The organism is Kribbella sp. C-35 (genome assembly GCF_046549195.1).
Classification (GTDB): Bacteria; Actinomycetota; Actinomycetes; order Propionibacteriales; family Kribbellaceae; genus Kribbella.
In genome coordinates, this window is the sequence record NZ_JAJPWG010000001.1 from 1,290,943 (window position 1) to 1,315,735 (window position 24,793).

Here is a 24,793-nt window from a genome sequence, read left to right on the forward strand (position 1 = left end):
CGGCCAGGCTTACCGTGATTGAACAGGACTGAACAGGTCCACAGAAGGAGCCGAGATGACCGACCAGGTCGAGGTGCAGCAGACCCGCGCGCTCGCGGTGGAGAGCAACGGGCTGAACGTGATCGCGGACGCGGACCGGAAAGGCCGTCCGAACCAGTTGTTCTGGCCCTGGTTCGGCGCCAACGTGTCCGTGCTCGGACTGAGCTACGGCGCGTTCGCGCTCGGGTTCGGGATCTCGTTCTGGCAGGCGGTGATCGCCGGGCTGATCGGGGTGGTGTTCTCGTTCCTGCTCTGCGGGCTGATCGCGCTCGCCGGAAAACGTGGTTCGGCGCCGACCATGGTGCTCAGCCGGGCCGCGTTCGGAATCCGCGGAAACAAGTTGCCGTCACTCGTTTCCTGGTTGCTGACCGTCGGCTGGGAGACCGTGCTGACGATCCTCGCGACTCTCGCCACGGCAACCGTTTTCGAGCGGCTCGGCTGGGGCGGCGGAACCTTGACCAAGGTGATCGCACTGCTCGTGGTCGGTCTGCTGACGGTTGCCTGCGGCGTACTCGGGTTCGACCTGATCATGCGGGCGCAGACAGTCATCACGATCGTCACCGGCGTACTCACGGTCGTCTACATCATCCTGGTCGCGGACCAGATCCACTGGAGCACCGTCTCCGCGCTGCCGAGCGGGTCCGCGCAGGCCGTGATCGGCGCGCTGGTCTTCCTGATGACGGGCTTCGGGCTCGGCTGGGTGAACGCGGCCGCGGACTACTCGCGGTACCTCCCGCGCCGGGCGTCGAGCCGCGGCGTGGTCGGCTGGACCACGTTCGGCGGTTCGCTGGCTCCCGTCGTACTGCTGGTGTTCGGTCTGCTGCTGGCGGGGTCTTCGGAGGATCTTTCGAAGGCGATCGGCGCGGACCCGATCGGGGCGCTCGCCGAGGCCTTGCCGACGTGGTTCCTGGTGCCGTTCGTGATCGTGGCGGTGCTCGGGCTGGTGGGTGGCGCCGTACTGGACATCTACTCGTCCGGGCTCGCGCTGCTGTCGCTCGGGTTGCCGGTGAAGCGGTACGTCGCGGCGTTCATCGACGGTGTGGTGATGATCGCGGGGACCGTGTACGTGGTGTTCTACGGCGGCGAGTTCCTCGGGCAGTTCCAAGGGTTCCTGATCACGCTCGGCGTACCGATCGCGGCGTGGTGCGGGATCATGCTCGCCGACATCGCGTCCCGGCGGCGCGACTACTCCGACGACGACCTCTACCGGCCGGCGGGGCGGTACGGCGATGTGCAGTGGCTGCCCGTCGCGACGATGGTCGTTGCCACCGGCATCGGGTGGGGACTCGTCACGAACACGCTGGCGTCGTGGCTGACCTGGCAGGGGTACCTGCTCGGGGCGTTCGGTCTCGGCGGCAAGGAAGGCGCGTGGGCGTACGCGAACCTCGGCGTACTGGTCGCGCTGGTGCTCGGTTTCGTCGTGCAGTGGTTCGGCGGGCGGTCCGCCGTACGGCGTCAGGAGGCCTGATGGTGCTGGCCCTCATCGACCTGCAGCGGATCTTCGCGGACCCGGCGTCGGGTTGGGCGACGCCGGATTTCCAGCGGGTCGTCGAGCCGACTCGGGAGCTGATCAGGCTGTTCGCGCCGGATGTGGTGTTCACGCGGTTCGTGGCGCCGGAGCAGCCGGAGGGTGCGTGGGTCGGGTACTACGAGCAGTTCCCGTTCGCGTTGCAGCCGGCGGACTCCGAGGATTATCAGCTGGTCGACGAGTTCAAGGGTGCTCCAACTCTCGACAAGACCACGTTCGGGGCCTGGGGCCCTGAGTTGGCGGCGCGGGCCGACGGGCGGCTGGTGCTGGCCGGTGTGGCGACCGACTGCTGCGTGATCAGTACAGCGCTTTCCGCGGTGGATGCCGGCGTACAGGTTCAGGTCGTCGAGGAGGCGTGCGCCGGGTCGACCGCGGAGAACCATCGGAAGGCGATCGACCTGATGCGGTTGTACGCGCCGATGCTGGAGATCGTGAGCGTGGAGCAGTTGCGATGATGCGCCGGATCTCCCTGAAACACGAGCGGATCGCGCGGGTGCTCGCGCGGGAGATCAAGTCCGGCGTCGTACGGCGGGGCACGCAGCTGCCCGGTGAGGTCGAGCTGGCGAAACGGTTCTCGGTCAGTCGCAACACGGTCCGCGCCGCGCTCGCTGTACTCGCCGAGGACGAGCTGATCGCGACGCACACCGGCAAGGGGTCGTACGTGCTGTTCGACGGGCGACCGTTGGACGGGCGATTGGGGTGGACGCACGCGTTGTCCGAGCAGGGCGTAGAGACTCGGATGCGGACGGTGCGGATCGAGCTGGAGGAGGATCCCGCGCTGGCTGCTCGGCTCGGTCTGCCGTCGCCGGAGGTGGTGGTGATCGAGCGGGTCCGGCAGCTCACGGACGGTACGGCGATCTCGCTCGAACGCAGCCGGGTTCCGGCTATCGAGTCGCTGCGGGACCTGCCAGAACGCGGCCTGGACAACGGGTCGATCAGCGTCACGCTGAACCGCGCCGGGCTGTACCTCGACCACTGCGAGCAACGCCTCCGCGGCCGCCCACTCACCCCCGTCGAGGCCGGCCACCTGGCCCGCCCCCACGGCACCTGGTTCCTGCACACCACCCGAACCAGCTGGACCGCCACCGACACCTTCGCCGAACACGCCGACGAACTCCTCGACCCCACCCACTACGAACTCAGCCTGACCTACCGCAGCTAAGGGGGTTGTTGCCTCGGGCATAGGGAGTTGTGCTGATGTGGGGGGCTTCCTCAGGGGCGCACTGTCTTCTCATCGACAGGAGCTCGGAGGACATCATGTTTGTTTACTCGACTGACGCGGTGCGGGCAGAGATGAAGTACCGGCAGGAGAAGATTCGGCGGGACTTCCAGCGTCCGTTGTGGTTCCTGCCCAAGCGAGCGCCGCGGCCGCCCCAGCCCTGCGCGCCGGAGCTTCGGACCCGTCCCGCGATGTGACCGCTCGATCACCGCCCCAGCCCCCTCCCCCACGGCGCGGCCGGCTCTTCGGAGCCGGCCGCGCCACCGTCTTTTCAGGACCCCCCAAGGACCCCTAGGACCCCCTCAGAACACCTAGGGAGCCCCGGTCCCCGGGGATAGGGAGGACTTCCGATGTGCCGCCCCTCCTCAGACGGGCAGATTTACACCTGTCGGCAAGCAGCCGGCACCGAAAAACGGAGGAACACATGTTCAGCAACGCATCGGTCAAGGCAGAGGTCAACTACCGCAGGGAGCGCCTCAGCCGTGACTTCCGGCAGACCCGGAACACCCGGAGCCGCCGGACCATCAGCCACCTGTTCGGCCGGAAAGCCTGAAGGGAGGGAAAACCATGATGATCAACATGCCACTGACCCCCGACGCCGTGAAGGCGGAGACGGCCTACCGGCTGGAGCGCGCCAAGCGTGACTTCCGGGCCGCGAACCGCCGGCAGCGCAAGGAGCGGACCACGCAGTCCGAGCCGCGCCACGCCCTCCGACCCCGCCCGGCGGCATGACCGCCGAAACCGTCGTCCCTGATCGAGAACTCGCGATCAGGGACGACGTTTCTGCGTCTGGGAGAAAGACCGGGAGCAGTCAACGGACGGGATACCGTCGATTTGTGTCGGCGCCAGGGGCGAAGATGGACGACGTGCCCTGGAATTCGACACCTCTCGTCGGCCGCTCATCCGAGATGGCCACTCTGCTCAGCGCCGTGGACGACGCCAAGACGCGTCGGGCCGGCGCCGTGCTGCTGTCCGGTGACGCCGGCGTCGGCAAGACCCGGTTACTGGACGAGGTGGCGACCGGCGCGCACGAGCGCGGGTTCGGCGTCCTGGTCGGGCACTGCACCGATTTCGGCGACGCCGGCCTGCCGTACCAGCCGTTCTCGGAGATCTTCGGCCGGCTGGCCGGCGACCGCCCCGACCTCGTCGAGGGCGTGCTGACGAACTTCCCGGCGATCGGCCGGCTGCTCCCGGCGCACCGCCTGCTGAGCGCCCAACCGGTGCCGCAGGAGGGTCAGCTCGACCGGGCCGCCCTGTTCGACGCCGTCCTCGGCGCGTTCACCGCGCTCGCCACCAGCGAGCCGCAGCTGGTGATCATCGAGGACGCCCACTGGGCCGACGACTCGACCCGGGACCTGATCGGTTTCCTGATCACCCGGCTGACCTCGCAACGCCTGACGCTCGTGGTGTCGTACCGCAGCGACGACCTGCACCGCCGGCACCCGTTGCGTCGCCCGCTGGTCGAGTGGTCCCGAAACCCCCGGGTACGCCGAGTGAACCTGCTGCCCCTCGACGCCGACGAGTCCCGCACGCTGCTGCACTCGCTGCTCAGCACGCCGCTGCCCGCGGTCGAGGAGCGCCGCATCCTCGAGCGGGCCGGCGGCAACGCGTTCTTCACCGAGGAGCTGGCCGCCGCGGCCTCGATGGGCGACGGCGAGACCGTGCCGCCCGATCTCGCCGATCTGCTGCTGGTCCGCCTCGATCCGCTGTCCGACGAGGCCCGCCAGGTCGCCCGGGTGATCGCGGTCGCCGGCCGCCGCGTTCCACACGACCTGCTCACCGCCGTCGCCAAGCTCCCGGATCGCGAGCTCGACGACGCCCTGCGCGAGCTGATCGACGCCCACATCATCGACGTACCGACCAGCGATCGGTACTACTTCCGCCACGCCCTCCTCGCCGAGGCCGTGTACGACGATCTGCTGCCGGGCGAGCGGGTTCGCCAGCACGCGGCGTACGTGCAGGAGCTGGAGAGCCAGACCGTTGCGGGCACCGCGGCCGAGCTGGCCGGGCACGCCACCCGGTCGCACGACCTGGCCACCGCGTTCGAGGCCCGGGTCCGGGCCGGTCAGGAAGCGCTGTCGGTCGCCGCGCCGCAGGAGGCGCTCAAGCACTACGAGATGGCCCTCGAACTGTTCCCGAACGCGGCGCCGACGAGCACGGTCGACAAGACCTGGCTGATCGTCGACACGGCGACGGCGGCCACCTTGTCGTCGCAGCACCTGCGGGGGCTCAAGCTGCTCCGGAAGGCGCTGGTCGATCTGCCGGCCGATGCGCCGAAGCTGCAGCGCGCGGAGCTGCTCCTGCCGCTGGCCGACATCGCGTTGATCATCGACAACGACCAGGAGGCCAACGAGGCCGTCTCGCAGGCTCTCAAGCTGGTCCAGGACGAGCCGTCGAGTGTGTTCAAGGCGCAGGTCGCGTCGCTGTACGCCCGTGTGTCCGACGCGCTCGGCCGCCCGATGGAGGCGGAACGCTGGGCGCACAAGGCGCTCGAGATCGCCCGCGAGGCCGGCCAGGAGTCTGCGGCCAGCGACGCCGGGATCACGCTGGCGCAGCTCCGTCGCCGGGCGGGCGATCCGGAGACCGCCGCGAAGCAGCTCGAGGAGGCCGCCGTACGGGCGCAGCTCCTCGGCGACTCCGCCGCCGAGGTACGCAGCCGGTTCCTCCTCGGGTCGACGCACTACGAGCAGGGCGACCTGCTGAACGCGAAGACCTCGTTGTCGTTCGCGACGAAGCGGGCCGGTGAGCTCGGGCGGCAATGGGCGGCGTACGGGTTCGACGCGCGCCGGATGCTGGCGCTGACCCAGTTCATGCTCGGCGAGTGGGACGACGCGGCGGCGACTGCCCGGACGGACGCGATGACGCCGGCGGCGGCCGCGGCGGCGTTGCGGGCGGTGGAGTTCTCGGTCCGCGGCGGGCGGGGCGACACCGCGGTCGCGGAGGAGTTCGAGCAGTCCCGGAAGTGGTGGGATCTCGACATCATGCTGCCGATCATCGGGCTGCAGCCGGCCGTCGACGCGTACCGCGTGCTCGACAAGCCGGCCGAGGCGGAGAAGCTCATCGCGGACGTGTCCGCGCTGTGCGCCGACGTGTTCCAGACCGAATGGTTCTACGCGCGGATCCGGTTCTCGGCCCTCGGATTGCAGCTGCTGTGCCACCGCGCCGTCGGCGAGCCGTCGGCCGCGGCCGAGCTGGTCGCGCGCGGTGCGGAGCTGCTCAACCTCGGGCAGGCGACCGCGGAGAAGGGCCTGCCGCCGGGGCGGCTGATGGGCGTCGAAGGTCTCGCCTGGATCGCGCGGCTGGAGTCCGAGTGGGATCGGCTGCGTTGGCTGGCCGGGATCGACGCGCCGACGCCGGAGGAGCACGTTGCCGCCTGGCAGCGGACGACGGATGCGTTCGGCTACGGGTACGTCTTCGAGCAGGCCTGGTCGCGGATCCGCCTGTCGGCCGCACTACGCGCCGCGGGCCGGGTCGCCGAGGCGAACGAGCAGACGGCGCTGGCGGCCGAGGTCGGTCGCGAGCTGAACGCGCGCCCGCTCCTGGAGGAGGCCGGCGGCGTCGACACCGGTGGCGCCAGTGCCTTGACGTCGCGGGAGACCGAAGTACTGCGGTTGCTGGCGGAGGGACGGACCAACCGGCAGCTGGCGCGGGAGCTGTACATCAGCGAGAAGACCGTCAGCGTGCACGTGTCGAACATCCTCGCGAAGCTCGGCGTCCGCTCCCGCACGGAAGCCGCCGCGGTAGCCCGCCGCGACGGCCTCCTCGACGGGGACTGAGCCGCTACCCGTGTTTGCGGTGCTGGTCGTCGGCTGCGGTCTGCAGATGGCGGGCCCTGGCGCGGGCCAGGTCGTCACCCACAGGCGCCGATTCGGCGGGGCGCTCGGCCGTGGGGCGATCGAGCTCGGTGATGTCGTCGAAGACCTTGCGGGCGCGCCGCATCCGCACTGCGGCCAGCAGCACGAGCCCGGCCGCAGTAAGGGCTATCAATACCCACAGTTGCCACGACATAGCCTCACCGCCACGTGTTCGCCCCGTTCCCCCGAGTAATCACCATAACCCCGATGGCGTCGCTTGGCGACTAGCTGTACGCATACCGTCATCCCAGCGCTTGAAACTCACGTTTTGTTGCCCCTTGCAAACACATACGGTGATCGGGCAACAAGTCCGGAACGGCGGGACGTGACTACTTTCAGTGACTGCGCGGCGTGAGCCGGCCGCTCCGGAACAGGTACGCCGCACGCCCGTCGGCCGACCCGCGGAAGGCGAGCACCTCGTGCGTGCCGTTCTCCGCCTCGGCCGCGATCAACCGGGTGTCGTCGAGCGCGACGAGCCTGGTCCGGCGCGGCTCCGGGTACACCAGCCGCGCCTCGTCGCTGACCGCCTCGTCGAGCACCCAGAACTCCCCGTCCTGGACGCTGATCGTGGCCTGCACCAGTACGCCGGTGTAGCGGCCGCTGACCAGTTCCGCGGAAATCTCCACCGGTCGCTCAGGCGGCACCGGCCGGGTCGGCAGCTCGACCCCAGCCGTCTCGCGGAGGATGTGGCCGACCAGTTCGTCGTACAAGGGTCCCGTGCTGCCGCCGTTGGTGAGGAGCACGACCGCGACGCCCTTCTCCGGCACCAGCCGGAAGAACGCGGACTGGCCGACGGTCCCGCCGTCGTGGCCGTACAGCCGCCCGCCCTCGACGTCGAAGATCATCCAGCCGACTCCCCAGTGCTGCGCGAACCCGCCGATCGCCGGTACGTCGATCTGCGGCTCCCACAACCGATCGATCGTCGCCCGGTCGAACAGCGTCGCGTCCAGGTAGGCGCGGCCGAACGTGAGCAGGTCCTGAGCGCTCATCGCCAGCAACGACCCGGCCGGGGCCATCGCATGCACCAGGCTCCACACCGGCGCGGTCTGCAACGGAGCACCCGGCTTCGGCGCCACATGCCCGAGCGCCGCGCGGTACAACAGAGCCTCGTCCGCGATCGTCGCAACGTGCTCCAGCCCGAGCGGTACGGCGATACGCTCCCGGACGAGCTCGTGGAACGGCTTCCCGAACAGGACCTCGGCGATCCGCCCGAGCACCACGAAGCCGGAGTTGTTGTACGAGAATCCGGCGCCCGGCGGCACCTCCTGCGCCAGCCCGGGCAGCACGTCCCGGACAAACAGCTCGACCGCGTCGTCACCACGCGAGGTCGGGGTAAAGGCGTCCCCGGAGAACCCGCTGGAGTGGGTGAGCAGCTGGCGCGGCGTGATCACCGCGGCGGCCTCCTCGTCAGCGAGCTTGAACTCGGGCAGGTAGTCCCGCACCGGCCGGTCGAGATCGACCTTGCCCTCGGCAACCAGCTGCAGGATCAGGGTGGTCGTCCAGAGCTTGGTGATCGACCCGACCTGGAACACCGAGTCGACAGTCGCCTCGACGCCGGTGTCCAGGTTGAGGATGCCCGCGGCCGCCGTACTCACCTCGCCGTCGGCCAGGACGGCGACCGAGGCCGCCGGTACGCCGTGCTTCGTGATCAGGTCCGCGAGGTTGTCGTCCAGCCAGCTCTGCACGTCGTCACTCCTTGGATGAGAGAACCCGGACCAGGTTCTGGCCGAGGACCTTCCGGATGGTTGCTTCGGGCAGTCCCCGGGCCAGCAGGGCGTCGGTGACCAGGGGCATCCCGGCCGGGCCTTCGAGGCCGGGGACGTACAGCTCGGCGTCGAGGCCCTGGATGACCACCGGCCGGTCGCAGGCCGGGATCTTCTCGCCGAAGACCTCCGCGACGAAGTCACTGCCGAATCCGACATGGTCTTCGCCGGCGACGTCGAGGATGTGCAGAACGTGGTCGGCCAGGTGATCGACGGTCGGCTTCTCGGCGGTGGTCAGGAAGCCGGCGAAGAAGTTCACGCAGATCACGCCGCCGGTCGCGGCGATCGCGCGGAGCTGCTCGTCGGTCAGGTTGCGGTGGTGCTCTCGTAGCGCGAACGCGCTGGAGTGCGAGGCGACGACCGGCCGGGTGGCGAGTTCGAGGATGTGCTCGGTGCCGGCGCGGCCGACGTGCGAGACGTCGATCAGTACGCCGAGCTCTTCGAGGAGCCGTACCGCCTCGACACCGGCGTGCGTCAGCCGGCTTCCGGTCGCGTCCTCACCGGATCCGTCGCCGAGCGCGCTGCGCCCGAAGTGCGTGAACGAGACCATCCGGATGCCGAGTCGCTGGAGGGTCTGCAGGAGCTCGAGGTCGGTGTCGATCTGCGGGCAGCCTTCGAGCGCCAGGACCAGCGCGATCTTGCCCGCCGCGGTCGCGGCCTCGATCTCGCCGGGCGCCGTGCACAGCGCGACCTCGTCGGCGTTCGCCTCGGCGATCCGGTGCGCTGCCTCGATCATCCGGAGCGTCTCGCGCAGCGCCCCCTCGGGCAGGAACTCCGAGTCGATGAACACCGGCAGGACCTGGACGTCGACGCCGCCGTCCCGCAACTGCGGGATCCACCGCTCCCGGAAGTACGCGGACCAGACCTCCTTCGGCCGCCGCGCCACCAGCATCAGCAGATCGTTGTGCGCATCCGCCACCACCGCGTCGCGGTGCAGGTCCATCGTTCCCCCTCGAAGTCGGCCGGTCAGGTCCAGCGCAGGACGCCCTTGCGGTACGCGTACAGCAGGCCGACGGCGACGAAGGCCAGGAAGACGAACATCTCGATCAGGGTCGCGACGCCGAGGGTCGCGAAGATCGTCGCCCACGGGAACAGGTAGATCGCGTCCACGGCGAAGATCACGTAGAGGTACGCGAACAGGTAGTACCTGATGTGGACCTGGGCCCAGCCCTCGCCGACCGGGTCGACGCCCGACTCGTACGTCTTCAGCTTGCCCTCGGTCGGATACGTGACCGTCAGCGCCTTGTTCAGCGCGAACGCGCCGAGCAGCCCAACAAGGCCGAGCGCGACCACCGCGGCGATGACGCCATAGCTGTCCGACACAGGCAGGAGTCTAGTTCGTGCAGAGCAGGAGGGAGTCGATGGAGACGTACGGGCCGTAGCCGGAGCGGACGTCGGCGACCTGGAGGCGCAGGCGGGTCACGCCGGTGATGTCGTAGTTCAGCCAGGTCTCGGTCTCCTGCTGCATCCGGACCGACGTCATCGCCTTCGTTCCGTTGTGCAGCGACACCCGGGCCAGCCCGTCGGTGAGGTTGCCGAGCCAATTCCGCGAGTACCGGCACCCGGTCGAGTCGACGTCACCCCAGACGTACCCGCCCTGGTCCGCCAGCAGGTCGGCCTCGGACCGCCGCGGCCCCTCCTTCGGCGGTACGACGGTGAACTGCGGCTGGCCCGCTCCGCCCGCGGCCAGCAGCCCCTTCTTGAACATCCCGCGCCACACGTAGTGCTTGAAGCTGATCATCGGCGAGATCGCCGCGGCGTACGGCGCCTGCGGGCCGACCGCGATCCGGTACGTCCGGACCGACCCGGGCTGGACGGTGGTGATCGTCACGCTGCTGCCCGACGAGTACCCGTGCGCGACCTCCTGCCAGCGCTTCACCGACGGGATCCACTGGTGCAACGGGATCCTGGTGCCCGTGGCGGGCGCCGGCGACAACGTCCCGACGACCGTGATCACGCCCTTGGTCGCGTCCGTCGTACGGATGCTGTAGATCTTCGCGGTCCGCGCCGGTGACGGGACCGCGGACGCGATCGGGGCTGCGCAGCCCAGCATCAGCAAAGCCAGCAGTCCGATCAGCACACGGCGCATGAAGCAACTCCCTGAATCCACAGCTAGATGGGGCCACCCTGCCGGTTCTCACTCCGGATCGCAAGCGAGCGCTTGCGCACGGTGACACCAGCACAGACCGGTTTCGCCCCTACCCGACCGGATCACCTTGTAACACCGCGTCCCAGGCTGTGGACCACCGGGGCTTCCGCATGATTCCGTACTAAGGGCGAACTAATATTGGGGTTATCGCCCTGACGGGGGGATCGACGTGTCGCTCACAAGGCGGCCGGCCGACCCAAGCTCTGACTTGGAGATGAACAGAACAGTGACCATCGAGGTCAAGCAGCTCGACCGCGTGGTGATCCGCTTCGCCGGCGACTCCGGCGACGGGATGCAACTCACGGGGGACAGGTTCACAGCGGAAACGGCATCGTTCGGCAACGATCTGTCGACCTTGCCCAACTTCCCCGCCGAGATCCGGGCACCAGCCGGAACCCTGCCGGGAGTGTCGTCGTTCCAGCTCCACTTCGCCGACCACGACATCCTCACGCCGGGTGATGCGCCCGACGTGCTGATCGCCATGAACCCGGCGGCGCTGAAGGCGAATCTCAAGGACGTGCCGCGGGGCCGGACCCTGATCGTCGACACCGCGGACTTCACCGCGCGCAACCTGAAGCGGATCGGGTACGACGAGAACCCGCTGGAGACCGGCGAGCTCGACGGCTACCACGTCGTACCGCTGAACCTGACCGGCATGACGGTGGAGTCGGTCAAGGAGTTCGGTCTTTCCCGCAAGGACGCGTCCCGGGCGAAGAACATGTACGCGCTCGGCCTGGTGTCCTGGCTGTTCCAGCGGCCGGTCGAGTCGACGATCACCTTCCTGCAGACCAAGTTCGCGTCGAAACCGGACATCCGGGACGCGAACATCGCGGCCTTCCGCGCGGGCTACAACTTCGGTGAGACCGCTGAGGAGTTCTCGGTCCGGTACGAGGTGAAGCCGGCCAGGATGGCCGCCGGCACCTACCGGAACATCTCCGGCAACCTCGCGCTGGCGTACGGCCTGGTGACGGGCGCCCAGCGGGCCGGCCTGCCGCTCGTGCTCGGCGCGTATCCGATCACCCCGGCGTCCGACGTCCTGCACGAGCTGTCCAAGCTCAAGCGGTTCAACGTCACCACGATCCAGGCCGAGGACGAGATCGCCGGTGTCGGCGCCGCCCTGGGCGCGTCGTTCGGCGGCGCCCTCGGCGTCACCACGTCGTCCGGTCCCGGGATCAGCCTGAAGTCCGAGACGATCGGCCTCGGCATCATGCTCGAGCTGCCGCTGGTCGTCTGCGACATCCAGCGCGCCGGACCGTCGACCGGTATGCCGACCAAGACCGAGCAGGCCGACCTGCTGCAGGTGATGTTCGGCCGCAACGGCGAGGCGCCGCTGCCGGTGCTCGCCGCCCAGTCCCCCGCGGACTGCTTCGCGATCGCGGTCGAGGCGGCCCGGATCGCGATCACCTACCGCACGCCGGTGATGGTGCTGTCCGACGGCTACCTGGCGAACGGTTCCGAGCCGTGGCAGATCCCGGTCGTCGAGGACCTGCCGACGATCGACCCGGACTTCACCGTCGAGCCGAACGCGACCGACGACAAGGGCGCCCCGAAGTACCTCCCCTACCTGCGCGACCCGGAGACCCTCGCCCGTGCCTGGGCCGTTCCCGGTACGGCGGGCCTGGACCACCGGATCGGCGGTCTGGAGAAGGAGGACAAGACCGGGAACATCTCCTACGACCCGGCCAACCACGACCTGATGATCCGCACCCGGCAGGCGAAGGTCGACGGCATCACCGTTCCGCCGCTGGAGGTCGACGACCCGGACGGTACGGCGAAGGTCCTGGTGCTCGGGTGGGGTTCGACGTACGGCCCGATCGGCGCCGCTGTCCGCCGGGTCCGCAAGGTCGGCGGCAAGATCGCGCAGGCGCACCTGCGACACCTGAACCCGTTCCCGTCCAACCTCGGCGACGTACTGAAGTCGTACGACAAGGTCCTGGTGCCGGAGATGAACCTCGGCCAGCTGGCGATGCTGCTGCGCGCCAAGTACCTGGTCGACGTCGTCTCGTACGCGCAGGTCCGCGGGATGCCGCTCGGCGCCGCGGAGCTGGCCGAGGTGATCGGCAACCTGGTCGAGGAGACCGAAGGTATCGACGACGACGCCCGCCACCTGGGGGCGGCCGCGGCCGCCGTCAAGCACGGCGAGGCACTGGCCGACCAGAACGGTCATCTCAAGACGGAAGGTGCACGATGAGCGCCGTAGAGCTCGGTATGCCGAGCCTGCCCGGAGGACTGCAAGGCGTCCCGGCCGCGACCGAGCCGCAGAACCGCAAGGAGTACGTGTCGGACCAGGAGGTCCGCTGGTGCCCCGGGTGCGGTGACTACGCCGTACTCGCGGCCTTCCAGGGCTTCCTGCCCGAGCTCGGGATCAAGCGCGAGAACGTCGCGATGGTCTCCGGGATCGGCTGCTCGTCCCGGTTCCCGTACTACCTGTCGACGTACGGCATGCACTCGATCCACGGCCGCGCGCCGGCGATCGCGACCGGGCTCGCGACGGCCCGGCCGGACCTCAGCGTCTGGGTGGTGACCGGTGACGGCGACGCGCTGTCGATCGGCGGCAACCACCTGATCCACACGCTGCGGCGGAACGTGAACCTGAAGATCCTGCTGTTCAACAACCGGATCTACGGCCTCACCAAGGGGCAGTACTCGCCGACGTCGGAGCCGGGCAAGGTGACGAAGTCGACGCCGATGGGCTCGGTGGACAACCCGTTCAACCCGGTCTCGCTGGCGCTCGGCGCGGAGGCGACGTTCGTGGCGCGCACCGTCGACTCGGACCGCAAGCACCTCACCTCGGTCCTGCGGGCCGCAGCCGAGCACCGCGGTACGGCGTTCGTGGAGATCTACCAGAACTGCCCGATCTTCAACGACAACGCGTTCGAGGCGTTCAAGGACCCGGAGACCCGGGACGACGCGATCATCCCGCTCGTGCACGGCGAGCCGATCCGCTTCGGCACCGACGGGCACCTCGGCGTGGTGCGGGACGGCTTCGCTTCACTGGCCGTCCGCGAGGTCGCCGACCTGCCCGGCGGCGAGTCGGACCTGGTCGTCCACGACGCCCACACCGAGGACCCGGCGTACGCGTTCGCCCTGTCCCGGCTGACCGACGCCGGCGTCCTGCACCAGGCCCCGATCGGCGTCTTCCGGTCTGTCGAGCGCCCGGCGTACGACGACCTGGTCCGCCAGCAGATCACCACCGCCCAGGAAACCCAGGGCACCGGCGACCTGCAGTCCCTGGTCACCGGCGCGGACACCTGGACGGTGAACTGACCCGTTTGCGTGGCAGGTTGGCCGCATGGCGGAGAGCGGCGAACCGATCCAGCAGACGGTGCACTTCGGTCGGTCGATCAGTGGAAGTGAAGTCGTCCGGGCAGTGCGGGACGCTTGTAACGCGCGGGATCAGGACAAGCCCGTGCGCGGCGGCCAGGACTTCTACTCCGACCGGCCGGTACGCCTGGGTGATCCCGGCCGGATCGGTCAGACGTCGCTGGATCCGGCGCGGAACCTGCTGGTGAAGCCGGTTGGCCCGGATGAGCTCTTCCGCCCGGAGTCCTCCTACGATTCGGCCGTGGTCGTTCAGCACCGCCTCCCCGGCACTCAGTGGGCGGTCCATGTCTCCCAGGACCAGGAGATCGCCGCGGTGGCAGACTTCGCGGAGCGGCTGTCACGCCACCTTCCGGCCGAACAGCAGGCGGACGCCGGGCCGGCGTACGACCCCGCTTATCCCTCGCCGACCGGCGCGGTCGCCAGCCGGCCGGACGCGCGACCGGCGGCATCCGCGTGGCGCAAGGATTCACCCGGCGCCGAGTCTCGCGGCTACTGACGGGCTTCGAGCAACTGGGCGAGAGTGTCGCCCGCAGCACGGTCCAGATGCCGCGCAGCCAGCCCGGCTCGTCGCGCGGCCAGCACGTCCAGCTCCAGGTTGTCGCCGATCATCAGCGTCTCGCCCGGCTCGACGCCCAGCGCTTCACAGACACGCTGGTAGGCCAACGGATCGGGCTTGCTGACACCGAGTGCTTCTGACGTGCAAACCACGTCGATCAAGTCGGCCAGTCCGATCGCCTGCAGTTTCGCGTTCTGCTGCTTGGTACTTCCGTTCGTGAGCACGCCGATCCGCCACCCGTTGCCCCGAGCAACTTCCAGCGCAGGCCGGGCGTCCGGGTACGCGATCCAGTTGTTCACGTACTGCGTGAGGTACCCCTCGAACACCTCGTCCAACTCGGCGTCCGTCGCCGGAACCGGGAGACCGAGCACCGGAAGGAACGCCCGCAGCCGCCCCCGCCGCTGCCCCTGATGCGTGAGCTCCCCCGCCAGAAACCGGCCGAACTGATCCTCCTCGATCACGAACCACTCAGCGATCAGCTCCTCCGTAGGCGCGATCCCAAGCCCCGTAACCCAGCCACGAAGCCCCGCCACCGCACACCCCGTGTGATCGAACAACGTGTTGTCCAAATCAAACACAACCGCCTTCATGCGCGGACTACCGAGTCGCGGTTGAGTTCTCGGTGGTTGGCGTGGCCGGAGAGGGCGAGGGTTAGGTCTAGTTCGGCGAGGAAGCAGCGGAGGACGTGTTCTACGCCGGCTTGGCCGGCTAGAGCCAGGCCGTAGAGCAATGGGCGGCCTAGGAGGATCGCCTTCGCGCCGAGGGCCAGTGCTTTGGCCGCGTCGGCGCCGGTGCGTACGCCGGAGTCGAAGAGGATCGTGAGCTGCTCGCCGACCGCTTCCGCGATCGCCGGGAGTGCGTCCAGTGAGGCGATCGCGCCGTCGACCTGGCGGCCGCCGTGGTTCGAGACCACGAGGCCGTCGACGCCGTGCTCGGCCGCGAGTTTGGCGTCCTCGACGTGGGTGATGCCCTTGAGGACGATCGGGCCGTCCCAGTTGTCGCGCAGGAACGAGAGGTCGTCCCACGACAGGCCGACGTTCGGGAACATCTGCGCCCAGTGCATCACCGCCGCGCCGGGGTCCTCCTCGATCGGCTTGGCCAGCTTCGCCCGGAAGGCGGGGTCGCTGAAGTAGTTCGCCAGCCCCTCTCCCTTCAGGAACGGCAGGAACCCGCGGTCCAGATCGGCCGGCCGCCAGCCGATCGTCCCGGTGTCCAGGGTGACGACGAGTACGGCGTACCCCGCGGCCTTCGCGCGTTGCAGGAAGCTCAGACAGACGTCGCGGTCGGTCGGGTAGTACAGCTGGAACCACTTGCTGGTCGCCTCGATCTGTTCGATCGCGTGGCTCGCCTGGGTCGAGTGCGTGTAGGTCAGGCCCAGGGTGTCCGCGGCGCGTGCGGTCGCCAGCTCGCCGTCCGGGTGCGCGAGGGTCTGTACGCCGATCGGCGCGACCAGGACCGGCGCCGGCATCGCCGTACCGAGGATCGTGCAGGAGAGATCGCGTTCGGTGCTGCCGCGGAGCATCCGCGGCACCAGGCGCCAGCGGTCGAACGCGGCCCGGTTCGCCCGCGCGGTCGAGCCTTCGCCGGCGCTCGGCACGACGTACCCCATCGCCTCGGCCGGCAGTTTCCCGGCCGCCTGCGACTCCAGCCGCGCCAGGTCGGTCGTGATCTCCGGCGTCACTCCCTGCAGCATCCCCTGCAGGTAGATCTGCAACTGGTAATCACCGAAGTTGGCCATGCCGGATCCTTGCATGACGGGGACCGCCAGGCCATCACAACGAGGGTGGTTCCGGGGTCAATGCGCTCAGCGGCCGCGGGCGGCGCCGATTGTGATGGCCTGGCGGTCCAGTGCGAGAATCACGTGTGACAAGTTCAGTCGCCCCTGACGCTGGCACTGCTGGGCGACACCTCAACCTCGCGCTGTTCGCGCTGGCGACGGGCGGTTTCGCGATCGGGACCACCGAGTTCGTCACGATGGGGCTGCTGCCGCAGATCGCGGACGGCGTGCACATCTCGATCCCGACGGCCGGCCACGTGATCTCGGCGTACGCGCTGGGCGTCGTGGTCGGCGCTCCCGTGATCGCGGCGCTCGGCGCGCGGACCGGGCGGAAACGGTTGCTGCTCGGGCTGGTGGCGGTGTTCGTGGTCGGCAACGTGCTGTCGGCGGTTGCCTCGAGCTACGAGTTCCTGCTGGCCGCGCGGTTCCTGTCCGGCCTGCCGCACGGTGCCTTCTTCGGGATCGGCGCGGTGGTCGGCGCATCGATGGTGGCGCCGGATCGGCGGGCGCGCGCGGTGTCGATGACGATGGTCGGGCTCCCGGTCGCGAACATCATCGGCGTACCTCTGACGACCCTGCTCGGGCAGCAGCTCGGCTGGCAGGTGCCGTTCCTCGCGGTCGGTGTCCTGGGGTTGCTGACGCTGGTCGCGGTCTGGTTCTGGGTGCCGCCGCAGCCGGTCGGGAGCGACGTCAACGTCCGCAGCGAGCTCAGCGCGCTGGCCCGGCCGCAGGTGTGGATGGCGCTGCTGGTCGGGATGGTCGGGTTCGGCGGGATGTTCGCGACGTACTCGTACATCACGCCGACGATGACGGACCTGGCCGGTTTCACCGAGTCCGCCGTGACGATCGTGCTGGGCGTGTACGGCGTGGGCATGACCGTCGGCACCGTCCTCGGCGGACGCCTCGCCGACCGCTGGCTGATGGGCAGCGTGTACGGCGGGCTGGTCGCGGTCGCCGTCGTACTGGGAACGTTCGGCTGGCTCGCGCAGACCCGGCCGGGCGCGCTGATCGGTGTGTTCGCGATGGGCTGCTCCGCGAGCATCCTGGTGCCGGCGCTGCAGACCCGCCTGATGGATGTGGCGCACGAAGGCCAGTCGCTGGCCGCGTCGCTGAACCACTCCACGCTCAACATCGCCAACGCACTCGGCGCCTGGCTCGGCGGCGTCGTGCTGGCGGCCGGCTACGGCTACGAATGGCCCAGCCGCCTCGGCGCCGCGCTCGCCGTCGCGGGGCTGATCCTGGCCGCGATCTCCGGTCTCATGGAACGACGCGGGTCCACTCAGGTACTTGCCTGAGGGGTTCGTCACCGTGGACTTGGTTAGATCGGGGTATGGCGACCTTGACCTTGGGCGCGGCCGATCTGGTACGGCGGCGTGGGCTGCGGCAGATGCGGTCGGTGGCGTTGGCGCTGCTGGTGCTGGCCGCGGTGATCTACGTGGTGACCCTGCACCGCAGCGGCGGCTGGGCGTACGTGAACGCGGCGGCCGAAGCGGCGATGGTGGGCGCGTTGGCGGACTGGTTCGCGGTGACGGCGCTGTTCCGGCGTCCGCTCGGGCTGCCGATCCCGCACACCGCGATCGTGCCGACCCGGAAGGACAGCCTGGCGGAAAGTCTCGAGCAGTTCGTGACGGAAAATTTCCTGTCCGAAGACGTCGTTTCGGAAAAGATGCGGACGGCGGAGGTCAGCCGGCGGGCCGGTGAGTGGCTGGCCGCGGGCAACCACGCCGAGCGGATCGTGGCCGAAGGCGCGCGCACGGTCGGGGCGGCGCTGCCGAAACTCGGCGACGACGACGTGACCGCGTTCGTGAGCGGGTCGCTGCTGCCGCGGTTCGTGAAGGAGCCGTTGAGCCCGATCGCCGGGCACTTCGTGGAGTCCGTGGTGGACGACGGCGCCCATCACGCGCTGCTCGACCTCTTGCTGGTGGAGGCGCACGACTGGCTGGCCGACAACCGGGACCTGCTGGCGGATGTCGTCGGGCCGCGGGCGCCGCGGTGGTCACCGCATTGGGTGGACCGGATGGTGATCGACCGGATCCACCGCGAGGCGCTGGCGTGGCTGGCCGACGTACGGGACAACCAGTCGCATCCGGCGCGGCGGGCGATCGACCGGCTGCTCGGGCAGCTGGCCCACGACCTGCAGCACGACCCGGACACGATGGCGCGGTTCGAGGCGTGGAAGGCGCGGATGCTGACCCACCCGGACATGGGCTCGAGCCTGACCGCGGTCTGGGACGCGATGCGCACCGCCCTGATCGACTCGATCAACGACCCGGACAGCACGCTCCGGGCGCGGGCGGTCCGGGCGCTGCAGGACCTGGGGCAACGACTCCAGGACGACGATGCGCTGCGCGCGAAGGTCGACAGCCGGGCGGCCGAGGCCGTCGGGTACGTCGTCCGCACGTACGGCCGCGAGATCGTCTCGGTCATCTCCGACACCATCGAACGCTGGGACGGCCGCGAAGCCGCCGCCCGCATCGAACTCCACGTCGGCCGCGACCTCCAGTTCATCCGCATCAACGGCACCGTCGTCGGAGCCCTCGTCGGCCTCACCATCCACACCTTGAGCCAGCTGCTGTGAACACGACGTACATCCGCAAGCGGAAACGGCCGGAGGGGTCTGGGTTGTGGTCGGCGTACCCGATGGGCTCTGATGCTTTCGGGAGCTGGTTCTACACGCCTGCGCGGTCGTGGTATCGCGCGAACAACGGTGAGTTCTGCGAGATGGCTCAGCTCGGGCCGGGCGGGCCGGGTGAGCATTGTGTGCAGCTCGTTCCGCGCGACGGGTGGTGGTTCGCGTACTTCCGGGCGAGCGGGCTCATCCACGTCGATGTGAGTACGCCGCCGGTGCTGGCCGGGGCAGAGTGGACGTTCGAGGATCTGGAGCTGGATCCCTTTCGGCGGCCGGACGGGACGGTCGGCACCGAGGACTGGGACGAGCTGGAGGAAGCGCACGCGGTCGGGCTGGTCAGCGACGTGGAGCGTGACGCGGCTGAGCAAGCCGCTCGTGGTTTGGAGCACGACTTTACGGCCCGCGTGGAGCCGTTCGGCCGCGTCGGCTGGGACCGGCTGGCAGCGGCGGTAGCGCTTGGGCTACCGCCGCTGACCGGCTTTGGAGATCGCCCCCTCGATTAGATGCCGCAGTTCGGGGCGCTCCAGTAGTTGCTGGTGCGGATGTCCGCGTGGGTGTGGTCGTTGTGGCCGGGGTAGCCGGGGCCGAGGATGCCGCCGAAGCCGTGGTAGCGAGCTTGCTTGGCAAGGGTGCAGAGCGAGTGGACACCGACCAGGTCCGCGGATCGGCCGTAGAGGTGTTGGCTGTTGCTGGCGCCGCCGACCTGGCTGTTGCAGGAGTAGCTGCGGAAACCGCTGGTGATGTTGAGGGGCTGGTCACCGAGCGCGTGCCGCAACGCCTCCAGGTGCCACATCGTCTCGAGCGCGTTGGCCTTGGTCGCTGCCTCGGACAGCGGACCGCCGTCGTACCCCGATCCGCCGCAGCCGTCGTCGAGCTCGGCGTACGTGAAGTGGATCGGCGTGCAGTCGTCGTCCTGCAGCGCGTAGATCTTGGTGAACGTGGCCGAGCCAGCGACTCCGTCCTGCGCCAGCCCGTAGGCGGCCTGGAATCGCTGGACCGCGGCTTTCGTCGCCGGGCCGAACTCGCCGTCGATCGCCAGGTGCGCGCCGTACCCGGGATATCCGGAGACCCGGATCTGCAACTGCCGCACGTCCGCACCGGACATGCCTTGACTGAGCTGACGGCCCCACGTGTAACAGCCGTCCGCGTGAGCCACCGTTGTGGCCACGACCTGTGAAGCGGTGAGAGTCGCCACGAACAGCAGCAGTACTGCGAACATCCGCGGCATGGATCTGATCAGGGACATCGGACACCTCCGGGGCGGTGAAGGAACCTGTCCCGGACCAGCATTCCGTCATTTTCCGCCTCTTGGCCAGTACTTGATGAAACTTTCCGTCACCGCCCGTTCATCTTTCTGAACCTCGCGCCCTGAATGATGAGGTCCATGAAGGGCTTCGCACGCCCGCGCGTGCTCGACGCGTTCGCGCGGATCTGCACACTGGCCGAGGGCCAGCACGGTCTGGTGGCGATCGCGCAATTGCGTGGCGAGGTGACCGACCAGGTCCTCGCACAACTCCAGGACGCCGAGATCGTCGAGCCGGTCGTCGACGGTGTGCTTCGGGTCCGTGCCGGCGCGAGTCATCCGCATCCGACCCTGTACGCGACCTGGCTGCTGGCCGAAGCCACCCCCGCGTGGGAGCGGTCGTTGACCACCTTGGTCGTGTCGCACCGATCCGCTGCTCAGCTGTACGGCGCTGGAACCGTCGGCGGCGACGAGATCGAGTTCTCCGGCCGGGCCCGCAACGCACTGCCCGACGGCGTCACGGTCCACCCGCGCTCGGTCAAGGAAGACCAGTGCGGCGTGATCGAGGGCCTCCCGGTCACCGGGCCGGCCCGCACGCTGGCCGACCTCGCCGACGGCCAGGGCCTCGACCTGTCCGACCTCGGCCGACTGGCCCGGTCCTTCATCAGCCAGGGCTGGACGACGACCGACGAGCTCGGTGCCGAGCTGACGGAACAGTTCGCCCATCGCGAGCCGGCGTACGACGGTCCCACCTGGCTCCGCTCCGCGCTCGACGCCGCCGCGAAGGGGTAACGGCATGCCCGGGTACGACGGTCACCTCGACCGCAAGCAGTTCCGCGGCGCCTTCCCGCGCTGGAGCCGGCTGATCGGGCGTCTCCGCCAGGTCGGCAGCCCGAAGTTCCCGGTCGACCGCGCCAAGCGGCAGCTGGTCGTCGGTGACTTCCTCTGCCAGCTGAACCGGGACGGTGACGCCTGGAAGAACACCGGCTCCAACCCGCTTCCGGCGTACGCCGAGACCTGGTCCGGGACTGCCGACGCCGAGTCCGAGGTCGACCCGGTCTACGCGATGGCGCGCACCGCCAACGACCTCGACGTCTACAACGACGCGGTCGGGCACCTGCCGGACGACGAGTACCTGGCCCGGGTCCGTGAGTCCGTCCTCGCGGTCGCGCCGATGCGGCAGAACCCGCTCGACGGCGGCGAGGGCCTCGGCGGGCTGGTCCGCTACACGACCCGCAACGTAGAGGTCGCCGGCCACGGGCACGCCGTCTTCACCATCGACGTACAGCCGGTCGACGACAGCCGCGGACCGCTCGGCCTGCGCCGCGACGGGGACGCTTTCACGATCGAGGTCGACGTGAAGATGCCGACCATGATCCAGCGGTCCAGCGAGCCCGAACGGGCCCGGCGGTCGATCGTCGGCGTACAGCTTCCCGGTCTGAAGCCCATCACGCCGCTGCTGCGACCGGTGGCGGACCTGGCGGCGGACAAGATGGCGGCCCTCGCGCTGCAGCCGGGCGTCGGCGACGGCATCGCCGCGCCCCGGTTCAAGGACATCGCCGATCTGTACTACATCGCGCGGACCTGTCCGGTGGACGGCGACAAACTCCGGAAAGCGCTCGCGGAGAACTGGCACTGGCGCGAGGCCGGCCGCAGCGGCCCGCCGCAGCCGTACCGCTTCTACGGGCAGCCGCCGGCCCGCGACGACGAGACGGAAATCCTTTGGGACCAGGGTTTCCGGCAACTGCGGGCGCGGATCCCGCAGTTGCAGGACTATCCGGAATTCAAGGAAATGACGGAAACCATCAGCACTTTCCTGGACGGTGCCTCCGAGCCGTCGAACGGCGTGTGGGACCCGGCGCGCGGGCAGTGGCTGCCGTCGCTGCGGAACGAGGTCGCCTCGACGATGGACCGGGCGCTGACTCCGGAGAGCCGGACGACGGATCCGCGGCAGCCGATGGTCCCGATGCAGAGGCACCTGTTCGTGTTCGACGTCGACAAGACCCTGAGCAAGAACGACACCCTGGACACGCTGGCCGAGTTGGCCGGGCGGCTGCCCGAGGTCCAGGCAGCACAGGCCGGGGACTACGAGACGTCGATCCGCGCCAAGGTCGCCGTACTGCGTGGTGTCGACGCGTCACTGGTCCGCCAGGTGGCAGACACCATCGAGCTGAGCGAAGGCGCCGAACAGCTGATCCGCGACCTGAAGGCCGCGGGCCACGAGGTCGCGATCGCGAGTGGCGGGTTCGACGCCGTCGTCGGGCCGCTCGCCGAGCGGCTCGGCGTCGAGCGGTACGCGGCCGGGAAGCTCGGGATCGAGGACGGCGTGCTGACCGGAGAGGTCAGCGGTCTGATCGACGGTCCCGGAAAGGCCACCGCTATCCGCGGGTGGAACGAGGAACTCGGGATCCCCCGCGAACGCACGATCGCGATCGGGGACGGCAGCAACGACGTGGACATGTTCGAGGCGGTCGGCTTCGCCGCCGGCTACCAGCCCGGCACGGCAGCAGCCGCGGCGTCCCACACGATCCTCCGCGACATGGGCCAACTGAACCGCGTCGTCCACCTCTCACCCCCCGACCGCCTCACCACCCCGGCCGGTTCCGCGGCCACCGCGCGCCGCGGGACCTCAGAGCGCACCACCTGACATCCTCCGCCGCAGGTTGCAGATATTCCGACACAGGCAGGCAACCATCTGGAACGGCCAGCCGGTCCAGCAGGATGTGAGCATCGATGACGGCGTCTTGGTGACGGGGGTGACCGCGGTGCACGACGGCACGGATACCTTCGACGGGTTCGTCGCCGCGCGCTCGCGGGCCCTGCTGCGGACCGCCTACCTGCTGACCCGCGACCATGCGCTGGCCGAGGACCTGGTCCAGACCGCGCTGGCGAAGGCGTGGTTCCACTGGTCCCGGATCCGGGAGGACAACCCGGAGCCGTACGTCCGGCGGATCCTGGTCACGACGTACTCCTCCTGGTGGCGCCGCCGCTGGAACGGGGAGATCCCGACCGAGGAACTGCCCGACGCCCCGACCGCGGACGGCGAGGACGGACTCGACCTCTGGGACGCCATCGGCCGCCTCCCCCGCCGGCAACGCGCGGTCGTCGTACTGCGCTTCTACGAAGACCTCAGCGAGGCCGAGACCGCCCGCCTGATGGGCAGCTCCGTCGGCACCGTCAAGAGCCAGACCGCCAAGGCTCTCGCCAAGCTCCGTCTCGACCCTTCCCTTGCCTCCCCGGCAGATCTGGAGACCCCGTGATGAACCTCCAGGACCTGCGCGACGAGCTCGCCACCCGCGCCGCCGACGCCGACCACCAATCAGGCGACCTCCTGCCCGGTGTGCAGCAGAAGATCCGCCGCACCAAGCAGCGTCGCGCCTTCACCGCGCTGGGCGTGGTCGCCGTACTCGCGGCGGTCGCAGCCAGTCTCGTCCCCACCATGCGCCCGACGCCACCGGCCGACAACCCGCCCGAGGACTACACCCGGGACGGCCTCACGGTCCCCGGGACGGTCGGCAGCGACAAGTTGCTCAAGGCATGGATCGGCGACCGCGGCCAGAGCGGTCTGTCGTTCGCGTGGACCCCGACCACGGACTCGATCACCGTCCACGCCAACTGCGAGGGCGTCGCCGGCATGTCCGCGATCCGCATCCGCATCAACGGCTGGTACGTCGGCAACGCGACCTGCGACACCAGCCTGGACTCGTGGACGATGGACAGCGGCGTCACCCTCGCGCCGGACTCGGCCTTCTGGCTGGCCTCCCCGGTCGGCAAGCCGGCGCAGGTCTCCGCCGAGCTGATCGACCTGGAGTCCGGCAAGCCGGCCGGTAAGAACGGCCGGATCTGGTTCGGCATCTACTCCACACCGCCCAACCCGCCGAGCAGCAACGGCGCACCGGCGCGGCTCGCCCCGGTCGACGCGGGCGCGTACCAGAAGGACGGTGTGGTCTACCGGAAGACGATCGGTGGCGACACCCTGGCCGCCGCGGGGGTCGCTGACCCGGGACAGCTCGAGGTGCGGTTCAGCTTCACTGCGACCAGCGCCAAGCTGGGCCTGCGCCCGTTCTGCACGGCGAACGCGGGCACCGACGGCGAAAACCCGCCGTACACCGTGGAGATGCGGATCGGCCCCAGGCAGCCGATCAAGGCCACCTGCGACGCGTACTCGACCGACGCCGGGAAAGGCGGCGGTCTCACGATCGCCTCGCCCGTACCGGCTGGGCAACGCGTCGACGTGATCGCGAAGGTCTTGCCGACAAGCCCGCACCTCATCGGGATGCCGCCGGACGTCCGGCTGGGTCTGGGCGTCTACTTCCAGGGGCCGCAGCGCGTCATCGACGGGATGGAGCTCCCGGAGCAGACCGAGGTGTCCGGGTACCGGTACCGGCTCGCCGAGGTGAAGACCGCGCCCGGCCCGGCTCGAACCATCACAACCGGCACTCCGGCGGATCAGCCGTACATCGTCGCCTACGGAGGCTCGCCGCTCGGCACGGGCCAGCTCCAGGCCAGCCTGACGGTCGGCAAGACCGAATCCGGCGTCAGCGTCACTCCGGACGTCGGCGACATGGGCATCGGCTGGGACCCCTACGGCGCCGGCCCGTCCGAGCGAGCCACCCTGACGATCACCGAAGGCAAACCCACCAAGGGAACGCTGATCCTGGCGATCTACCTGCCCGACTAGGACCTGGCGATCTACATGGCGAACCAGGACT

General features: G+C 69.4%; 24 protein-coding genes. 16 read left to right on the top strand and 8 right to left on the bottom strand.

Translation table 11 applies throughout. The annotated features are described in order from the left end of the window. The first annotated feature begins 55 nt into the window (after nt 1-55). From ACLJOO_RS06655 to ACLJOO_RS06680, 6 genes are all read left to right on the top strand, one after another. On the top strand, nt 56-1,507 hold the full coding sequence (locus ACLJOO_RS06655; RefSeq protein ID WP_410785914.1) for a purine-cytosine permease family protein: 1,452 nt from the start codon (nt 56-58) through the stop codon (nt 1,505-1,507). Next, complete coding sequence (locus ACLJOO_RS06660) at nt 1,507-2,022, top strand: cysteine hydrolase family protein (RefSeq protein ID WP_410785915.1); 516 nt, start codon at nt 1,507-1,509, stop codon at nt 2,020-2,022. Before ACLJOO_RS06655 ends, ACLJOO_RS06660 begins: the two co-directional genes overlap by 1 nt. Beyond that, nucleotides 2,019-2,729, top strand: coding sequence for a GntR family transcriptional regulator (locus ACLJOO_RS06665; protein WP_410785916.1), 711 nt, complete (start codon nt 2,019-2,021; stop codon nt 2,727-2,729). The genes ACLJOO_RS06660 and ACLJOO_RS06665 overlap by 4 nt, the downstream gene beginning before the upstream one ends. A gap of 481 nt (nt 2,730-3,210) precedes the next feature. Continuing rightward, nucleotides 3,211-3,339: a hypothetical protein gene (locus tag ACLJOO_RS06670; RefSeq protein WP_410785917.1), complete on the top strand. Its 129-nt coding sequence runs from the start codon at nt 3,211-3,213 to the stop codon at nt 3,337-3,339. 14 nt (nt 3,340-3,353) lie between these two features. After that, nucleotides 3,354-3,518 carry a hypothetical protein gene (locus tag ACLJOO_RS06675; RefSeq protein WP_410785918.1) on the top strand — a complete coding sequence of 55 codons (165 nt, stop codon included), beginning with the start codon at nt 3,354-3,356 and terminating at the stop codon, nt 3,516-3,518. 104 nt (nt 3,519-3,622) lie between these two features. Beyond that, nucleotides 3,623-6,562 (top strand): helix-turn-helix transcriptional regulator, encoded by a 2,940-nt coding sequence (locus tag ACLJOO_RS06680; RefSeq protein ID WP_410785919.1) that lies wholly within the window; start codon nt 3,623-3,625, stop codon nt 6,560-6,562. A 4-nt stretch (nt 6,563-6,566) separates the two neighbouring features. Here ACLJOO_RS06680 and ACLJOO_RS06685 read toward each other — a convergent pair whose 3' ends face one another. The 5 genes from ACLJOO_RS06685 to ACLJOO_RS06705 form a co-directional block, all read right to left on the bottom strand. Continuing rightward, nucleotides 6,567-6,794 carry a hypothetical protein gene (locus tag ACLJOO_RS06685; protein WP_410785920.1) on the bottom strand — a complete coding sequence of 76 codons (228 nt, stop codon included), beginning with the start codon at nt 6,792-6,794 and terminating at the stop codon, nt 6,567-6,569. 181 nt (nt 6,795-6,975) lie between these two features. Continuing rightward, nucleotides 6,976-8,325 carry a serine hydrolase domain-containing protein gene (locus ACLJOO_RS06690; RefSeq protein ID WP_410785921.1) on the bottom strand — a complete coding sequence of 450 codons (1,350 nt, stop codon included), beginning with the start codon at nt 8,323-8,325 and terminating at the stop codon, nt 6,976-6,978. Between the two features lie 4 nt (nt 8,326-8,329). Beyond that, a complete protein-coding gene (locus ACLJOO_RS06695) occupies nt 8,330-9,346 on the bottom strand; it encodes a dipeptidase (RefSeq protein ID WP_410785922.1) in 1,017 nt (338 codons plus the stop codon). 23 nt (nt 9,347-9,369) lie between these two features. Continuing rightward, nucleotides 9,370-9,726 carry an NADH-quinone oxidoreductase subunit A gene (locus ACLJOO_RS06700; RefSeq protein WP_131286606.1) on the bottom strand — a complete coding sequence of 119 codons (357 nt, stop codon included), beginning with the start codon at nt 9,724-9,726 and terminating at the stop codon, nt 9,370-9,372. Nucleotides 9,727-9,736: 10 nt separating this feature from the next. Next, the gene (locus ACLJOO_RS06705) at nt 9,737-10,492 is read right to left on the bottom strand and encodes a hypothetical protein (RefSeq protein ID WP_410785923.1); all 756 of its coding nucleotides are present in this window, start codon (nt 10,490-10,492) and stop codon (nt 9,737-9,739) included. A gap of 274 nt (nt 10,493-10,766) precedes the next feature. Here ACLJOO_RS06705 and ACLJOO_RS06710 point away from each other — a divergent pair, with 274 nt between their 5' ends. Genes ACLJOO_RS06710 through ACLJOO_RS06720 form a run of 3 tightly spaced genes read left to right on the top strand, consistent with a single transcriptional unit; the run spans nt 10,767 to nt 14,372 of the window. Further along, on the top strand, nt 10,767-12,743 hold the full coding sequence (locus ACLJOO_RS06710) for a 2-oxoacid:acceptor oxidoreductase subunit alpha (RefSeq protein WP_410785924.1): 1,977 nt from the start codon (nt 10,767-10,769) through the stop codon (nt 12,741-12,743). Next, nucleotides 12,740-13,819, top strand: a complete 1,080-nt coding sequence (locus ACLJOO_RS06715; protein ID WP_410785925.1) for a 2-oxoacid:ferredoxin oxidoreductase subunit beta — start codon at nt 12,740-12,742, stop codon at nt 13,817-13,819. Before ACLJOO_RS06710 ends, ACLJOO_RS06715 begins: the two co-directional genes overlap by 4 nt. Before the next feature lie 25 nt (nt 13,820-13,844). After that, complete coding sequence (locus ACLJOO_RS06720; RefSeq protein ID WP_410785926.1) at nt 13,845-14,372, top strand: hypothetical protein; 528 nt, start codon at nt 13,845-13,847, stop codon at nt 14,370-14,372. Here ACLJOO_RS06720 and ACLJOO_RS06725 read toward each other — a convergent pair. Next, nucleotides 14,366-15,022, bottom strand: coding sequence for an HAD family hydrolase (locus ACLJOO_RS06725; protein ID WP_410785927.1), 657 nt, complete (start codon nt 15,020-15,022; stop codon nt 14,366-14,368). The genes ACLJOO_RS06720 and ACLJOO_RS06725 overlap by 7 nt on opposite strands. Continuing rightward, nucleotides 15,019-16,170: an alpha-hydroxy-acid oxidizing protein gene (locus ACLJOO_RS06730; protein WP_410785928.1), complete on the bottom strand. Its 1,152-nt coding sequence runs from the start codon at nt 16,168-16,170 to the stop codon at nt 15,019-15,021. The genes ACLJOO_RS06725 and ACLJOO_RS06730 overlap by 4 nt, the downstream gene beginning before the upstream one ends. A gap of 125 nt (nt 16,171-16,295) precedes the next feature. Here ACLJOO_RS06730 and ACLJOO_RS06735 point away from each other — a divergent pair, with 125 nt between their 5' ends. Genes ACLJOO_RS06735 through ACLJOO_RS06745 form a run of 3 tightly spaced genes read left to right on the top strand, consistent with a single transcriptional unit; the run spans nt 16,296 to nt 19,341 of the window. After that, nucleotides 16,296-17,504, top strand: a complete 1,209-nt coding sequence (locus ACLJOO_RS06735; protein WP_410785929.1) for an MFS transporter — start codon at nt 16,296-16,298, stop codon at nt 17,502-17,504. A 35-nt stretch (nt 17,505-17,539) separates the two neighbouring features. After that, on the top strand, nt 17,540-18,787 hold the full coding sequence (locus ACLJOO_RS06740) for a DUF445 domain-containing protein (protein ID WP_410785930.1): 1,248 nt from the start codon (nt 17,540-17,542) through the stop codon (nt 18,785-18,787). Further along, nucleotides 18,784-19,341: a DUF402 domain-containing protein gene (locus ACLJOO_RS06745; RefSeq protein ID WP_410785931.1), complete on the top strand. Its 558-nt coding sequence runs from the start codon at nt 18,784-18,786 to the stop codon at nt 19,339-19,341. The genes ACLJOO_RS06740 and ACLJOO_RS06745 overlap by 4 nt, the downstream gene beginning before the upstream one ends. On the opposite strand, the gene ACLJOO_RS06750 is transcribed toward ACLJOO_RS06745, so the two are convergent. Continuing rightward, nucleotides 19,338-20,084: a D-Ala-D-Ala carboxypeptidase family metallohydrolase gene (locus ACLJOO_RS06750; protein ID WP_410785932.1), complete on the bottom strand. Its 747-nt coding sequence runs from the start codon at nt 20,082-20,084 to the stop codon at nt 19,338-19,340. The two genes, ACLJOO_RS06745 and ACLJOO_RS06750, sit on opposite strands and share 4 nt — an antisense overlap. Before the next feature lie 138 nt (nt 20,085-20,222). On the opposite strand from ACLJOO_RS06750, the gene ACLJOO_RS06755 reads away from it, so the two are divergent. From ACLJOO_RS06755 to ACLJOO_RS06770, 4 genes are all read left to right on the top strand, one after another. Further along, nucleotides 20,223-20,873 carry a hypothetical protein gene (locus tag ACLJOO_RS06755; RefSeq protein ID WP_410785933.1) on the top strand — a complete coding sequence of 217 codons (651 nt, stop codon included), beginning with the start codon at nt 20,223-20,225 and terminating at the stop codon, nt 20,871-20,873. A gap of 4 nt (nt 20,874-20,877) precedes the next feature. Beyond that, nucleotides 20,878-22,728: an HAD-IB family phosphatase gene (locus ACLJOO_RS06760; RefSeq protein WP_410785934.1), complete on the top strand. Its 1,851-nt coding sequence runs from the start codon at nt 20,878-20,880 to the stop codon at nt 22,726-22,728. 76 nt (nt 22,729-22,804) lie between these two features. Continuing rightward, a complete protein-coding gene (locus ACLJOO_RS06765) occupies nt 22,805-23,341 on the top strand; it encodes a SigE family RNA polymerase sigma factor (RefSeq protein WP_410785935.1) in 537 nt (178 codons plus the stop codon). Next, the gene (locus tag ACLJOO_RS06770) at nt 23,338-24,762 is read left to right on the top strand and encodes a hypothetical protein (RefSeq protein ID WP_410785936.1); all 1,425 of its coding nucleotides are present in this window, start codon (nt 23,338-23,340) and stop codon (nt 24,760-24,762) included. The genes ACLJOO_RS06765 and ACLJOO_RS06770 overlap by 4 nt, the downstream gene beginning before the upstream one ends. The last annotated feature ends 31 nt before the right edge of the window (nt 24,763-24,793 follow it).